General features: G+C 60.6%; 12 protein-coding genes and 1 pseudogene. 6 read left to right on the forward strand and 7 right to left on the reverse strand.

Features of this window, described 5'->3' with window-relative positions; translation table 11 throughout:
* The first annotated feature begins 10 nt into the window (after positions 1 to 10).
* Together OKW45_RS12510 and OKW45_RS12515 are read left to right on the forward strand one after the other, a co-directional pair.
* Positions 11 to 1,651, forward strand: a complete 1,641-nt coding sequence (locus OKW45_RS12510; RefSeq protein ID WP_429468470.1) for an AMP-binding protein — start codon at positions 11 to 13, stop codon at positions 1,649 to 1,651.
* A gap of 33 nt (positions 1,652 to 1,684) precedes the next feature.
* Positions 1,685 to 2,908, forward strand: coding sequence for a dienelactone hydrolase family protein (locus tag OKW45_RS12515; protein ID WP_429468473.1), 1,224 nt, complete (start codon positions 1,685 to 1,687; stop codon positions 2,906 to 2,908).
* A 103-nt stretch (positions 2,909 to 3,011) separates the two neighbouring features.
* Here the strand turns inward: OKW45_RS12515 and OKW45_RS12520 are convergent, their stop codons facing one another.
* Both OKW45_RS12520 and OKW45_RS12525 read right to left on the reverse strand, forming a co-directional pair.
* Positions 3,012 to 3,320 (reverse strand): hypothetical protein, encoded by a 309-nt coding sequence (locus OKW45_RS12520; RefSeq protein ID WP_429468475.1) that lies wholly within the window; start codon positions 3,318 to 3,320, stop codon positions 3,012 to 3,014.
* Between the two features lie 157 nt (positions 3,321 to 3,477).
* Complete coding sequence (locus tag OKW45_RS12525; protein ID WP_429468478.1) at positions 3,478 to 4,041, reverse strand: hypothetical protein; 564 nt, start codon at positions 4,039 to 4,041, stop codon at positions 3,478 to 3,480.
* Between OKW45_RS12525 and OKW45_RS12530 the strand changes: the two genes are divergently transcribed.
* Complete coding sequence (locus tag OKW45_RS12530; RefSeq protein ID WP_018423887.1) at positions 4,040 to 4,219, forward strand: hypothetical protein; 180 nt, start codon at positions 4,040 to 4,042, stop codon at positions 4,217 to 4,219. The two genes, OKW45_RS12525 and OKW45_RS12530, sit on opposite strands and share 2 nt — an antisense overlap.
* A gap of 55 nt (positions 4,220 to 4,274) precedes the next feature.
* Here OKW45_RS12530 and OKW45_RS12535 read toward each other — a convergent pair whose 3' ends face one another.
* The 4 genes from OKW45_RS12535 to OKW45_RS12550 all read right to left on the reverse strand — a co-directional run bounded on the left by OKW45_RS12535 (position 4,275) and on the right by OKW45_RS12550 (position 9,416).
* Entirely contained in the window at positions 4,275 to 5,444 is a 1,170-nt protein-coding gene (locus tag OKW45_RS12535; RefSeq protein ID WP_429468481.1) for a WD40/YVTN/BNR-like repeat-containing protein, read from the reverse strand.
* 79 nt (positions 5,445 to 5,523) lie between these two features.
* A complete protein-coding gene (locus tag OKW45_RS12540; RefSeq protein WP_429468484.1) occupies positions 5,524 to 6,405 on the reverse strand; it encodes a hypothetical protein in 882 nt (293 codons plus the stop codon).
* 2 nt (positions 6,406 to 6,407) lie between these two features.
* Entirely contained in the window at positions 6,408 to 8,801 is a 2,394-nt protein-coding gene (locus tag OKW45_RS12545; protein WP_429469371.1) for a type VI secretion system Vgr family protein, read from the reverse strand.
* A gap of 204 nt (positions 8,802 to 9,005) precedes the next feature.
* Positions 9,006 to 9,416 carry a hypothetical protein gene (locus OKW45_RS12550; RefSeq protein WP_429468487.1) on the reverse strand — a complete coding sequence of 137 codons (411 nt, stop codon included), beginning with the start codon at positions 9,414 to 9,416 and terminating at the stop codon, positions 9,006 to 9,008.
* A gap of 174 nt (positions 9,417 to 9,590) precedes the next feature.
* Between OKW45_RS12550 and OKW45_RS12555 the strand changes: the two are divergent.
* From OKW45_RS12555 to OKW45_RS12565, 3 genes and pseudogenes are all read left to right on the forward strand, one after another.
* Positions 9,591 to 9,707 (forward strand): annotated as a pseudogene (locus OKW45_RS12555) (glutathione S-transferase); the annotation flags it as partial.
* Positions 9,708 to 9,836: 129 nt separating this feature from the next.
* Positions 9,837 to 11,330 (forward strand): DHA2 family efflux MFS transporter permease subunit, encoded by a 1,494-nt coding sequence (locus OKW45_RS12560; protein ID WP_429468489.1) that lies wholly within the window; start codon positions 9,837 to 9,839, stop codon positions 11,328 to 11,330.
* Positions 11,331 to 11,375: 45 nt separating this feature from the next.
* Positions 11,376 to 12,209, forward strand: coding sequence for an AraC family transcriptional regulator (locus OKW45_RS12565; RefSeq protein WP_429468492.1), 834 nt, complete (start codon positions 11,376 to 11,378; stop codon positions 12,207 to 12,209).
* Positions 12,210 to 12,256: 47 nt separating this feature from the next.
* Here OKW45_RS12565 and OKW45_RS12570 read toward each other — a convergent pair whose 3' ends face one another.
* Positions 12,257 to 13,621: an MFS transporter gene (locus OKW45_RS12570; protein WP_429468496.1), complete on the reverse strand. Its 1,365-nt coding sequence runs from the start codon at positions 13,619 to 13,621 to the stop codon at positions 12,257 to 12,259.
* Between the last annotated feature and the right edge of the window lie 148 nt (positions 13,622 to 13,769).

Genomic DNA, 13,769 nt, shown 5'->3' on the forward strand with positions numbered 1-13,769 from the left:
GGAGACCACGATGGAACCGTCAGCACACGTCGATACTTTCGCGCGCGACAATCTTCCGCCGCAGAATCAATGGCCCATCTTTCTGCTCGACAATCCGGACGTCGCCTATCCGCCGAGGCTGAACTGCGCAACCGAACTGCTGGAGCGGACCATCGAGGCGGGGCATCGCGACCGGCCGGCGATCTGGTCCGACGTGGACGGCAAGCCGCAAGCCACCACGTACGGCGAACTGCTCGCGCTGGTCAACCGTAGCGCGCATGTGCTCGTCGATGAAATGGGCTTGCGCCCCGGCAACCGCGTGCTGCTGCGCGGACCGAACACATTGCAGATGGCCGTCGCCTCACTCGCGGCGCTGAAGGCCGGACTCGTCGTCGTGCCGACCATGCCGCTGCTGCGCGCGAAGGAGCTCAAGCAGATCATCGAGAAGGCGCAGGTCAGCGCCGCGCTTTGCGACGCGCGCCTGAGCGCGGAACTCGAGCGCTGCACGAATCCGCGGGACGAGTTCTACTGCGCCGTGCTGAAACAGACCCGCAGCTTTCACGACGACTCCGCCGATTCGCTCGACACGCTCGCCGTCAACAAGCCCGAGCACTTCACCGCCAGCGACACCGCCGCCGAGGACATCTGCCTGATCGCGTTCACGAGCGGCACGACCGGTGCGCCGAAAGGCTGCATGCATTTCCATCGCGACATGATCGCGATGTGCGACCTGTTCCCGCGCCATGTGCTGAAGCCTTCCGCGAACGACATCTTCTGCGGCACACCGCCGCTCGCGTTCACGTTCGGGCTCGGCGGGCTGCTGTGCTTTCCGCTGCGCGTCGGTGCCTCGACGGTGTTGGTCGAAAAGCTGACGCCGCAGACCTTGCTCGAGGTGGTCGAACGATTTCATGCGACCGTGATGTTCACCGCGCCGACGTTCTATCGGCAGATGGCGCCGCTCGTCGCGCAACATGACCTTTCGTCGCTGCAGAAGACCGTGTCGGCCGGCGAAGCGCTGCCCGATTCGACGCGGCGCCTGTGGCGCGAGGCGACCGGCATCGACATGATCGACGGTATCGGCGGCACCGAGCTGATCCACATCTTCGTTTCGTCGCAAGGCGCGGAGATCCGGCCGAACGCAATCGGCCGCGCGGTGCCGGGCTACGTCGTGCAAGCCGTCGACGACGACATGCAACCCGTGCCGCCTGGCACGATCGGCAAACTCGCGGTGCGCGGCCCCACGGGCTGCCGCTATCTGGCCGACGAACGGCAGTTACGCTTCGTGCGCGACGGCTGGAACCTGCCGGGCGATTCGGTCTATCTCGACGCGGACGGCTACGTGTTCTACCAGTCGCGCGCCGACGACATGATCGTGTCGGCCGGCTACAACATCTCCGGTCCTGAGGTGGAAAGCGTGCTGATGCAGCACGAGGCGGTGGCCGAATGCGGCGTGATCGGCGTGCCCGACGAAACGCGTGGGCAGATCGTGCGAGCCTTCGTCGTGGTGAACCCGGGCTACACCGCCGACGATAAACTGGTCGCGCAACTGCAGGATTTCGTTAAGAATAACGTCGCGCCGTATAAATACCCCCGCGTCATCACGTTCGTCGGCGCACTGCCGCGCACCGAAACCGGCAAGCTCAAACGTTTCGAGTTGCGCATGATGACGTAACCCCTATCTTTCCTGAGACTGGAGGCAGACTGCATGGCCGGCTCTTTCATCGAAGTCGTCGCCCACGATGGCGGCCGTTTCAACGCATACGTCGCGCGGCCCGCGCAGGGCTCGGGCCCAGGGCTCGTGCTGCTGCAGGAAATCTTCGGCGTCAACGACACGATGAAAGCGAGCGCCGATCGCTACGCCGAAGAAGGCTACGTCGTGCTCGTGCCCGATCTGTTCTGGCGCATCAAGCCGGGCATTTCGCTTGGCTACGGCGACGCCGACATGAAAGAGGCACTCGGCTATCTGGCACAGTTCAACGCCGATGTCGCGGTCAAGGACATCGCCGCCACCATCGCCGCGTTGCGCGAACTGCCCGAGCAGGCCGGCAAGGTGGGCGTGGTCGGCTACTGCCTCGGCGGCAAGCTCGCGTTTCTGAGCGCGGCGCGTACCGACGTCGATTGCGCGGTCAGCTATTACGGCGTGGGCCTCGAAGCGCATCTCGACGAAGTATCGGCAATCAACTGCCCGATGGTGTTCCACTTCCCTGAAAACGACGCGCACTGCCCGCCCGAAACGCGCGAACGCATCAGCGCCGCGCTGCGCACGCGACCGCAAATCGAGCAATACGTGTACCCCGGCTGCGATCACGCGTTCGCCGCGCAGCAGCGCAAACAGTACGACAAGCCCGCCGCGATGATGGCGTACTCGCGCACGCTCGCGCTGCTGCGCAAGGTGCTCGGTCCGGTCTACGATCTGAACGCGCTGTGGGAAGCGCATTGCTATCACGAGTTCGCGACACGCGACGTCGACGCAGTGATGCCGACGATGGTCGCCGAGCCCTACGTCAATCACGTGCCGACGATGACTGGCGGCGTCGGCCACGACAATCTGAAGCGCTTTTACACGCATCACTTCGTCAACTCGAATCCGCCCGACACGAAGCTGATTCCGATTTCGCGCACGATCGGCTCGGATCGCGTCGTCGATGAATTCATTTTCAGCTGCACGCATAGCTGCGAAATCGACTGGCTGCTGCCGGGCGTCGCGCCGACCGGCAAGTACTTCGAGGTGCCGATGCTCGCCGTGGTGTGCTTCCGCGGTGACAAGCTTTATAACGAGCATATCTATTGGGATCAGGCTTCGGTGCTCGTGCAGGTGGGGCTGCTCGATCCGGAGGGCTTGCCGGTGGCGGGGATTGAAAGTGCGAGGAAGTCGCTCGATGAGACGTTGCCGTCGAATGGGTTGATGGGGGGTAAGTCGAAGGTTTAAGGAAGTGGTGCTGCCGTCGCTGTGCATCATTCGAATGACTCGCGCCGGCAGCCGAGGCGGCGTAAAAATCACAGGGTGTGATTTACGGGCGGACGACCGGCGACTACCAGGCCAGTGCATCATCCATCAACTCAAGGGCAGGGACGAAATGCCATTGTCGGAACTCGGGATCGAACAGGGCAAACTGATCGAAATCGGGAGCGGCATCATCAACTTCCATAACCGGGGCTTGCGCCCACGCCTCCTGCACAAGAACCGCAAGCCTTATTTCCGCCCAAGCGTGGAAGGTCTTCACCGTTTCCTTCCACGCAAACAGGCCCGCCCGCTCGTGAACCTCATCAACCAGCCGTGCAATGCTGCCTGTCAGCAAGGCAGTGTCTTCCCATGAATCCGATCGCGACGGCACAAACATGACCGCTTGCGGTGCGCTGTCTGGCCGCAGCAACACCCACAAGCCATGAAACAATTTAAGTGGAAATGCTGTTACCACTCATATAAATTTATTAAACTTAGGCGCATTGCGATTACAGATCAACGTATCGCGGCAACAAATTCTGATCGGCACGGCGTCATTTTGCAGAAGTGCCGTTGTATATATTCAAGGTAGTACGGTTGCACCGATGCACTCGGTTTAGCACCGGGAGTTGCGGCAACATCCTTCGTCGCTCCATACCCCATGACATTGCTGTCGGAGCGGATCTGCCAGACCTGCTGCCCCCACAAGCCGCCCCCTTGGAACAGCCGTCCAGAACTAGCACACTGCTGTGCGCGTTTAACACGCTTTCGACATGCTGCCTACGCGTTGGCACGTCGAATGTTGTATCCGGCCCGTCTCGGTAACGCGCCACATAACCGCCTGCAATCGGCGTATCGACCGTCACACCATACCGGCCATGCACATCATGGTCGTACGGGACCGACTGCTTTTTCCCGTCTGGCCCAAGCAGTTCTCGACCGGTCGAGTCAGCTTTGAACATATCGACCGACACGATCTTTACCCGCACCGTTGCCGTCAGTACTTTCTTCTGACTGTCATAGGCCAATTCGAAGGCCGTTGGAAACTTGTAGCCGGCGAGAAAGCCCATCTGCGAGTTATCGGTGCCGGTCGGCGGCTGCGTACTCGACCCGTTCATGGGATCGGGTTCAAGTGGTGTCGCGGCGTTGCAGACCGAGCGGCGCTTCATCGGTATCGAGCTGGACCCCGTGCATTTCGATAATGCTTGTGAGCGCATCAGCGACGCGCACCGCCAGGGCGTGCTGTTCGACCATGCCGACACGGCGCAGGAACAGGCGTGCTTGACGCTCGAATAAAAACCCCCGCCGAAGCGGGGCAGAAGCTACGAACGCCAACGTTATACCCGACCGTTTACCAGGTTCGCTTTTTCAGCGTATAGCCATACAGGCCGTACTGTGTATTTGTGGCAGCGTCAAAATAAACACCTTGCGTGATACCGTCATCGGTTTCGGTCCACGATTTGCCGTAGTCCTTGCTGGCAAGCGTAATGTCGCGAGGCGCACCTTGCCCGGTGGCATCCGTCGCATACACAAGCAGTACGCCACGCTTGCCCACGCTGAGTCCGTCCAGCGTCAGACGTGCATCAAAGGTATGGTGTTGTTCGGCTGTCTGATTGCCGCGATTTCCCCACGTCGATAGCGCACCACTTCGTCGCCCGTTGTCACTCAAGTCTTTCCAGTCGCGCGGCGGCCCAAGCCGGGATAGCGCATAAACCGAATAGCCGTAATCGGGCGGCACCGGCTCGGACTGGAGCGAAACGACTACCTGGTTAGGGAGCTTCACGTCAAACTCGAACGCATCGCTATCCCATTTCAGCCGGTCAACGATGCTTTCAGGTTGTATATCCTCCATTTCTTCCGGCACGTAGTAGGCAACACGCAGCGTGCCGTCCGGACCAAGGTCCACGGCATCAAAGGTCTTTCGCGGCGCGTCGTCCTCGGTTGCGTGGAGCGGGACCTTAATCGCTTTCCATGTGTGCCCGCCATCCGCCGTGCGCCAGACACGTGGTCCCCAGCCAACCGCGTACCCCCGGTCAGAATCAAGGAAAAGTAGCTGGCCGATATTCCGGCTCTCCGGCCAGTCGAGTTGTGTCCAGGTTTTGCCGCCGTCGCGCGAGCGCCAGAGCTTCGTGATATGCGGTGACAAGCCATTTTTTGGTTCAGGAAGCTTGTAGTCCATCCAGTCCGTGCTGATGTACTGCGTGCTCCAGTCCTTCGAATACCACCAGGCCGCGTCCTGTCCCGGCTGCTGGAAGTAGCGCGTCAGCCCGACGTCGATTGTGCCGCGGAAGAAACTAACGGTATTGCGGTTTAGCGTTTCCGCCGTATTACTCATCCAAGCCTCAGTGGGTTCCGCAACCTGCGGGTCCTTCAATTGTTCAACTGGCTTGAAAGTGATTACCGGGTCAGCAATCTTGAGGCTGATAACCTCATTCCCGTTGATCCGAGAATTGCCGCCCCCATACGGCTTGTCGTTCTTCATGAACGTCGTTGAAATCGTCTGCCAGACTGGAGTCGTCATGCTGTGATATCCGTAAGTTGCGATGGCGGCCAGGAGAAGGCTGCCGAAAATGAATGTCCTGTACCTGGGCATTCGCATGTCACTTCGCATCCATCAGTCGCCCGAGCGCCTTACTCACCAGGTCGTCGATATCGGCTTTCGTGGCATCCCACGCATCGCCGATGGTGTCGCGTGCAACCACCTTGCCGCTGTCCCATACCTGCTGGTAGGTTCGCCAGTCGCCCCATTCTTCCATCGCCGGACCGCCCGTAATCTTCAGCATGTCAGGAGGGTGCAAACCAGCTAGTCCGCCATCAAGATAGGCGAGTGGGTGCGTCTTGAACGCAAAGCTCTTGAACGTATCGCTGTCCAGTTCAAGCTGGTATTGAGGAACCGTCATTTTGAAGCTGCCGTTTCCCGGCTTCACACTGCTCATCTGGATGACATTGCCCTGCATGTTCTGCTGAAGTCCTCTTTCCATATTCTTTTGCAGATACCACCGCGCGCTACGAAGCCATGCCTGCCCTGCGGGGCTAAGCGTTGGAAACAGTTTCGCGCCATAGTTCGAACAGTAGAAGTAACCGTAACTGACGTAATAGCTTGGCGGTTTGTGCCCGCAGCCGATGTGCCGCATCATGAAGTTGCTATGCCGGGACCAGTCGGAGGCGGTGCAATCGGGCTCAATCAATGTCTGCCGCTGGTGCAGCAGACGGGCGGAGACTTCCTTGTCGGTCCACGGGTCCCAGGACGTGGCGAAGGCTTTCACGGTGGCCCATGCGCTGCCCACAGTGACCTTCTCGACTGTTTCTGTGTATTCGCACTGCAACGGCCTGTAGTAGTACTCGCAATTTCCGATTAGCGAATCCGCAGCAGGCGGCACATGATCGTCACAGGCGGTACGCTCCACCCGCGCGCGCTTCGTGTATGACTTCAACGTCATGTACGACTCCGCGTAACCCACATCCTTGTCTTCATCTGCCATTTTTAGTTGCCCTTCAATTTGATTGAGACACCTTGAGGAACATGGCTCTGAGCCAGCGACGTTTCGCCGCGCTCATTGGTTGTACCTTCGGCAATCAGCTTGCCCTCAGAGAACATCTGGTAACGCGTATTGGTAATGGGAACTTCTGACCCGGCCCAATGCACAACGAACGCCTCATCAAAAGCCCCCGTCAATTCCGGCAATGGCGGAACTGCGGTTGCCAGCCTCTGCGCGCCTTTCTTCTGGATTGTGATGAACTTCAGAAATAGGTCGAATGGACCACCAAGCGTAATGCTGCCGTCCTTCATGTGGATGAACGCACCGCCGCATTCGAGAATGATTTCCTTCGCGGCCGACAGATTGACCTTGCCGTTGACGCTGGCAACGTTCACATCCTTGTCCGCAATGAGGGACATCGGGCCGCCCTGGGCCTGCACCTCGACCGGCCCTTTGGCCGCGAAGATTTTTATCCCAAGCTTCTGCGCGAATAGCGACAGCTTTTCGCCCGCCGCAACCGTGAAGCGCTTGACCACGCTCCAGTCGGCGTTCTTCCCTGCGACGGTCGAGATGCTATCCTGCGCCGAAAACTGTACGCCGCCGCCCGCGACAAGCGCCGCCGAGGCGGGGGTGCTCATCAGCAGCCCCGGCTTTTTCAGGCCGTCCAGATCGTCTTTCATCTGCTGGTGGGCGTCGGTGTCGGCTGGCTCGGCCTTCGCGCTCGCGGCCGATGCGGCGAGCGCCTTTGCGGTCGCCAGCGCGCTTTCAAGCTGCGCGATGGTCTCCTGCATGTCAAGCTGCTTGCCGGTGGCGCCGGGACGGTCATAGGTCGTAACCATCACGCCTTTGCCTGCGCGAAGCGCCCCCCAGCCCGACGATCTGAGCTCATACCCTTCGCCCCTATATTCGAGCTTGCTGTTGACGAGGTAGCCGAGATTCAGTTGCGACTTGCCCGAATGGTCGGTGCTGAGCTTGACGCCTTCCTGACCCTCCCAGTCCTCCATACGCAGCTTGTTGTTTTTCTGCGTGCGGATCGTGTTGCGCGACAGCCAGCGCCGGTCATTCGTCACCAGGTCGCGCGCCTGGCTGTGGTGATGGAAAGCCGTGATTTCCGGCTTGTCCGGGTCCCCGTCCCTGAAGGAGATGACTGCTTCGTCGTTATCCAGCGCAACGAAGTGCATGCCGGTCTGCAGCTTGCCCGCGAACGGTTTCGCGAGCCGCAGCGGCACGCTCTCGCCGCCGTTGGGCCAGGTGCCGAAGTCGGCATCGAGCCGAACCACGTAGTAGCCTGCGGCATTCATGTAGCCATAGGTGTATTTGTCCGGGCTGCAAATCCGCCCGCTGAGTGTGCCGCTTACCCTGGCCCATTTTTCCGGCTCCAGTTCCAGCCGGAAACGCCGGTCGGCAGGGATCGCCTTGTAGCTGTTGGTGTAGGACGCGTCGCGCGCGCCGCTGTGCGTGACCCCGATCACGACCTGACCTTTGGGCGCATCGGGCAGCACGATATCCGTTTCGAGTACGCTCGCGCACTGCAATGCGAGCACGTTGCTCTCGCCCTCATACACGACCTGGCGGGCAATCGCCGCCTCATGCCTAAGCTGCGCCTCCCACTTGGCCCCGGCCTGGTCCAGGTGGTTCGTGCCATAGAGGTAGGGCTGGCCGTAGGTGGTCGGGTCGGCAGGTGCGACATTCGCCGTGTCGCGCAAACGCTCCCAGGCGGCGTCCGGGTTGTAGTCCGCCACGAGGATCGATTGCGGCACCGTCACGGTATGGGTCCGGATGGCCGTGACGGCTTCCACGCCGTCCGCTTCGAGTCCCGCCGCCTCGCGGTACGGCACGATCCGTTGCGGCTCGTCGTAGCGGTAGTGGTCGATGTCATCGGCAAATACAGTCTGGTCGCCGTATTCCGTTTCCACGATATAGCTGTAGATGCCGGCCTTCTGCATCAGCGTCTGGACATAGGCCAGATCATTCACCTGGTACTGGAAGCGCCACAGGTGAACCGGATACTGGCGGCGCAGGCGGAACGCCACCAGGTGATCCGGGATGCCGTGCCGGCGCAGGATGGCCTGGATGATCTGCGGGGTCGTGAGGTGCTGGTAAGGCTGGGTGGTCGTGACGGCCTCAAGCCGTCCGAAGTGCGACTTCAGGACAACTTCGTACTTGACGAAATCCTTCGTGGTCTGCACCGTCGAGAAGCGCTCGACATATCCCGAGAACTTCCGCACGGTCCCGTCCCCGGCCACGATGCTGAAAACCGCATCACGGTTCAGGTAGTCGGCGCGCGCAAGCTGCTGCCGATGGGTCAACTCGATATGAACCTCGTTCGGTGCGCCCATCTTCTCAGTTGCTTCGAACGACACGACCGATAACGCTGACGCGCTGTCGGTGCCTGGCACCGCCAGGTGGCACGCCTGTCGTCCCGTGATACCCCGGCTTAACGGATCAAACTCTGCCACTCCCGTCTCCTTGAAAAGACCAGCGATGCTGCATTGACTGTAAAACCCGTTAACTGACCATTTAAATTTCGCGAGGTCAACGGAAACAATATGAGATAGGCGCATCTTGACAATCGTTAAAGAAAATCCGGCGCATCTGATTCATCACGCATCAGAACGGCTTCTGCCGTCGCCTCCCGACAAGTGACTTGTCCTTTCCCGCCGCCTTTCGACAAGAACCGCGATAACCAGCACAGCACAGAACAGCGCCACGCAACCCAGCGCCACGTAGAGATAAAGTACTGATGGATCGTCCATAGGAGAAAACGAGCCCGTCGGGGTGGGCAAACTATAGTGAACGCTGATCGATACCATGAACGGCCACGGATGACGCGTGTCGTCCTCACCAGCTCCGGCAGACAGGTGCAATGCACTGACTGCCACCAGTGAACCCAGGTGTGCGTTCGCTTCAGTAGCACGTTCTTCACAGAATATCTGGAGCGTGGCCGCGAGCAGCGCGCGATCTTTTGCCTGTCCTTCATTCGTAGCCAGCGCGTGCGCCGTGAAGCGCGGCATTTTCCTGCGCGAGCTGGAGACTGGATTCGGTGAGTTCGGCAGGCGTGGCGGAGAGTTCTTTCTTGCTCACGGTGTCCTGTTCCTGTCTGTGAGGAAAAGACCCGCCAGCGCCGCAAGTGACTGGTAGGGTGGGCGGGCACATTGACAGGGTTGGACGACCGGAAACGCGCGTCCGGCGTCACCGCGCAATTGCCCGCGATAAGCGCGTTTTTGCAGCGCATTCACGCGCGGCCCGCGTATCAGCGCACGCTCGAACGCGGCGGCAAATACGAAATCCTCGGCGGTGATTGAAGCGGAACCGCGCGCCGCTTCGCGCAACGCCGCCGCCCAGGATTTCGTAGTTGGACGCTAAATGCACGGGTGCTAGACTCGAAAACCCATCGTCGGTGATCGACCGAATCCTCGTAAAGGGGCGTCCGCATGACCCATTCCCTGCACGGCAAGCAACGCTGGCTCGCGCTAATCGTGCTCTGCCTCGGCGTACTGATGATCGTGCTCGACACGACCATCGTGAACGTCGCGCTGCCGTCCATCGCAGCCGATCTCGGCTTTAGCGAAACTTCGCTCGTGTGGGTTGTCAACGCCTACATGCTGACGTTCGGCGGCTGCCTGCTGCTCGGCGGACGGCTTGGCGATCTGTACGGACACCGCAAGCTGTTTCTCAGCGGTATTACGCTCTTCACGCTCGCTTCGCTCGCCTGCGGCCTCGCGAATTCGCAGGTGCTGCTGGTCGCCGCGCGCGCCGTGCAGGGTCTGGGCGGTGCGATCGTCTCGGCGGTATCGTTGTCGCTGATCATGAATCTGTTCACCGAAGCCGGCGAACGCGCGAAAGCGATGGGCGTGTATGGCTTCGTCTGCGCGGGCGGCGGCAGCATCGGCGTGCTGCTCGGCGGACTGCTCACCAACCTGCTGAGCTGGCACTGGATCTTCCTGGTCAATCTGCCGATCGGCATTGCGGTGTACGCGCTGTGCCTCGCGCTATTGCCCGCTGCGCGCGGCCACGCGCATGGCGAACGGCTCGACGTGGCCGGGGCGCTCAGCGTGACCGCATCGCTGATGCTGGCGGTCTATGCAATCGTCAACGGCAACGAAGCGGGCTGGACTTCGGCGCAAACGCTCGGCCTGCTGTTCGTCGGGCTCGCGCTGCTTGCTGTGTTCCTCGCCATCGAGGCGAGAATCGAACACCCGTTGATGCCGCTCGCTCTGCTGCGTTTGCGCAATGTCGCGACCGCGAACCTGGTCGGCGTGTTGTGGGCGGCGGCGATGTTCGCGTGGTTCTTTATTTCGGCGCTGTATCTGCAGCGCGTGCTCGGCTATCGGCCATTGCAGGTGGGGCTCGCGTTTCTGCCCGCGAACCTGATCATGGGACTCTTTTCGCTGGGATTGTCGGCGCGCGTGGTGATGCGCTTCGGGCTGCGTCGTCCGCTCGCGGCCGGCCTGCTGATCGCTGCATGCGGGCTTGCGCTGTTCGCGCGTGCGCCCGTCGACGGCAGCTTCGTACCCGACGTGTTGCCCGGCATGTTGCTGCTCGGCTTTGGTGCGGGCATCGCGTTCAATCCGCTGCTGCTCGCCGCGATGAGCGACGTCGATCCCGCCGATTCGGGCCTCGCGTCGGGCATCGTCAATACATCGTTCATGATGGGCGGGGCGCTTGGGCTTGCCGTGCTCGCGAGTCTTGCCGCGGCGCGTAGCGAGGCGATGCAGGCGTCGTCGAGTGCGGCGGCTGCGCTGAACAGCGGGTATCACGTCGCGTTTCTGTTTGGGGCGGTTTTTGCGGCGGCGGCCGGCGTGCTCGGTGGGCTGTTGCTGAGGCCGGGGCAAGCGGGTAGCGCCGCGGGCGTGCATGGTGACGCGGCGGAATCGTCTCAGCCCTCCGCCGCGACTGCAAAACCGCAAGCGCGATCAAATGCGTGAGTTCGCCGCTGACTATGCTGGCTTCATGCTGACATGAGAGCTGAGATGAACCCGGTTGGAAAAGCGCTCTGGTATATCGAAAGCCACTTCGCCGGAGAGTTGACGCTCGACGACATCGCCCGCTGTGGCTGCGTATCGCGTTTTCACCTCGCGCGCGCGTTCGAAGCGGCCACCGGAATGCCGGTGATGCGCTACGTTCGCGCACGGCGTTTGAGCGAGGCCGCACGACGTCTGGCCGATGGTGCGCCCGACATCCTCGCGGTCGCTCTCGACGCCGGCTACGGCTCTCACGAAGCATTCACGCGCGCGTTTCGCGAACAGTTCGGGCTCACGCCCGACGCGCTGCGCGCGCGGGGTCATTTCGACAACCTGACCATTGTGGAGCCGATCAAAATGGACGAAACCCTTCTCACCCATCTGGACGCGCCGCGCTTCGAAGACGCGCGAGCGTTTCTCGTCGCTGGACTGAGCGAGCGCTATACGTGCGACAGCAGCAAGGCGATCCCATCCCAATGGCAGCGCTTTGGCGCCTGGTACGGCAGGGTGCCGGGACAGGTCGGCAAGGTGGCTTATGGCGTTGGCTATAACGCCGATGAACTGGGTAACTTCGACTACATGTGCGGCGTCGAAGTCAGCGATTTTTCCGCGTTGCCGCCAGAGTTGAGTCGTGTGCGCATCGCCGCGCAACGGTATGCGGTGTTCACTCATCGCGAGCACATCTCAGGCATTCGTCGCACGATGAATACGATCTGGAATCAGTGGTTGCCCGCGTCAGGGCACGTGCCTGCCGATGCACCGCATTTCGAACGGTATGGCGAGCAGTTCGACCCGGCGACGGGGATGGGTGGAGTCGAAGTCTGGTTGCCGTTGAAAAGTTGATGGTCAATTCGGCGGATGGCCGTTGTGCCGGCCATCCGCCTGATCGTTCACGGAGTGGCATGTCCGCTGTCATGCAATGCATGCACGTCGTCGTATTCCCGCGAAATGTCCTTATTCGTGTAATCGCCCAACCGCATGGCGGCGGCCACGCTAATCACCGCGCACGCGAAGACATACCACGCCACCGCAAATCCCGAATGGAAGTAAGCATAAAGCGCCGTCGCAATCAACGGCGCCGGACCGCCAGCGATGACGGAAGCCAACTGATAGCCCATCGACGCACCGCTGTAGCGCAAGCGCCCCGTGAACGATTCGGCGATCAACGCGGCTTGGGGACCATACATCATCGCATGCGGCACCAGCGAAAGAACGATGGCCGCGAAGATCCACATCGGGTTGTGGGTTCCGACCATGAAAAAGTACAGAAAGCCGAATAGCCCGACAGCAGCGGCACCGATCACATACATGCGTCGACGTCCGATCAGATCAGACAAGTGACCAAACAGCGGAATCGTGAAGAATTCCAGCACCGAAGCGGCCAGCACTGCCGTGAGCAACAGATCGCGTGTGACACCCAGACTCATCACACCATAGGTGAATATAAAGGCCGTGAAAATATAGAACGGCGCCTGTTCCGCCATACGCGCAAGAGCCGATAGAAGAATGTCTTTCGGCTGCCGGCGCAATACTTCACGCATCGGCGCCTTTTCGATCCTGCGCTCAGCGAGCAGCTTCGCGAAGATAGGCGTCTCGAGGATACTCAAGCGGATATAAAGGCCGATCGCGACCAGCACGATACTGAGGAAAAACGGCACCCGCCAGCCCCAGGTGAGAAACGCGCTGCCGGAAATCTGACTGATGGCAAGCACCACCAGATTCGCGACGAACAATCCCGCCGGTACGCCGAACTGCGGCCAGGACGCGATGAAACCGCGATGCTTGTTGGTACGTGCCCACTCCATCGACATCAGCACCGAACCGCCCCACTCGCCTCCAACGCCCACACCTTGAATGAAGCGCAGCGCCGTGAGCAGGATTGCCCCCCAGATACCGATCGTCGCATAGGTTGGAACAAAGCCCACGGCAAACGTCGCGAGTCCCATCAGCAACAGCGTCACGATTAACGTGGCTTTACGTCCGATGCGATCGCCATAGTGGCCGAAAATCGCCGCGCCCACCGGCCGCGCGATAAAGCCGACAGCGTAAATCAGAAAAGCTTGCAGTGTGCCGACGAGCGGGTCCGATTCAGGAAAGAACAGTTTCGCGAATACAAGACCCGTGACAATGCTGTACAGGAAGAAGTCATACCATTCGATTGTGGTACCAATCGTGCTGGCGATGACAGCACGGCGCAACTGGCGCCGAGCCTCCTCATCCGAGAGGGGCACCGCCCCTGATTGCGTGGCAGCCATTTGATATCTCCCCAAAATGGACGGGTGACATCTTTTTTTGACATTTGGGCTATTGCGTGGTTCCAATGGACGCGAGGTACGTGCAGCGAAAACCGGTACATTTCGGAATTGCATTTTTTGCCGAATTGGCAATCCGGCACCCCGCTCA

The sequence above is a fragment of the Paraburkholderia lebeckiae genome (assembly GCF_050436225.1).
GTDB lineage: Bacteria > Pseudomonadota > Gammaproteobacteria > Burkholderiales > Burkholderiaceae > Paraburkholderia > Paraburkholderia tuberum.

Coding starts and splice junctions, on each gene's coding strand:
- OKW45_RS12510 (WP_429468470.1), top strand. CDS start 11: ATGGAACCGTCAGCACACGTCGATACTTTCGCGCGCGACAATCTTCCG.
- OKW45_RS12515 (WP_429468473.1), top strand. CDS start 1,685: ATGGCCGGCTCTTTCATCGAAGTCGTCGCCCACGATGGCGGCCGTTTC.
- OKW45_RS12520 (WP_429468475.1), bottom strand. CDS start 3,320: ATGTTTGTGCCGTCGCGATCGGATTCATGGGAAGACACTGCCTTGCTG.
- OKW45_RS12530 (WP_018423887.1), top strand. CDS start 4,040: ATGGGATCGGGTTCAAGTGGTGTCGCGGCGTTGCAGACCGAGCGGCGC.
- OKW45_RS12525 (WP_429468478.1), bottom strand. CDS start 4,041: ATGAACGGGTCGAGTACGCAGCCGCCGACCGGCACCGATAACTCGCAG.
- OKW45_RS12535 (WP_429468481.1), bottom strand. CDS start 5,444: ATGACGACTCCAGTCTGGCAGACGATTTCAACGACGTTCATGAAGAAC.
- OKW45_RS12540 (WP_429468484.1), bottom strand. CDS start 6,405: ATGGCAGATGAAGACAAGGATGTGGGTTACGCGGAGTCGTACATGACG.
- OKW45_RS12550 (WP_429468487.1), bottom strand. CDS start 9,416: ATGCCGCGCTTCACGGCGCACGCGCTGGCTACGAATGAAGGACAGGCA.
- OKW45_RS12560 (WP_429468489.1), top strand. CDS start 9,837: ATGACCCATTCCCTGCACGGCAAGCAACGCTGGCTCGCGCTAATCGTG.
- OKW45_RS12565 (WP_429468492.1), top strand. CDS start 11,376: ATGAACCCGGTTGGAAAAGCGCTCTGGTATATCGAAAGCCACTTCGCC.
- OKW45_RS12570 (WP_429468496.1), bottom strand. CDS start 13,621: ATGGCTGCCACGCAATCAGGGGCGGTGCCCCTCTCGGATGAGGAGGCT.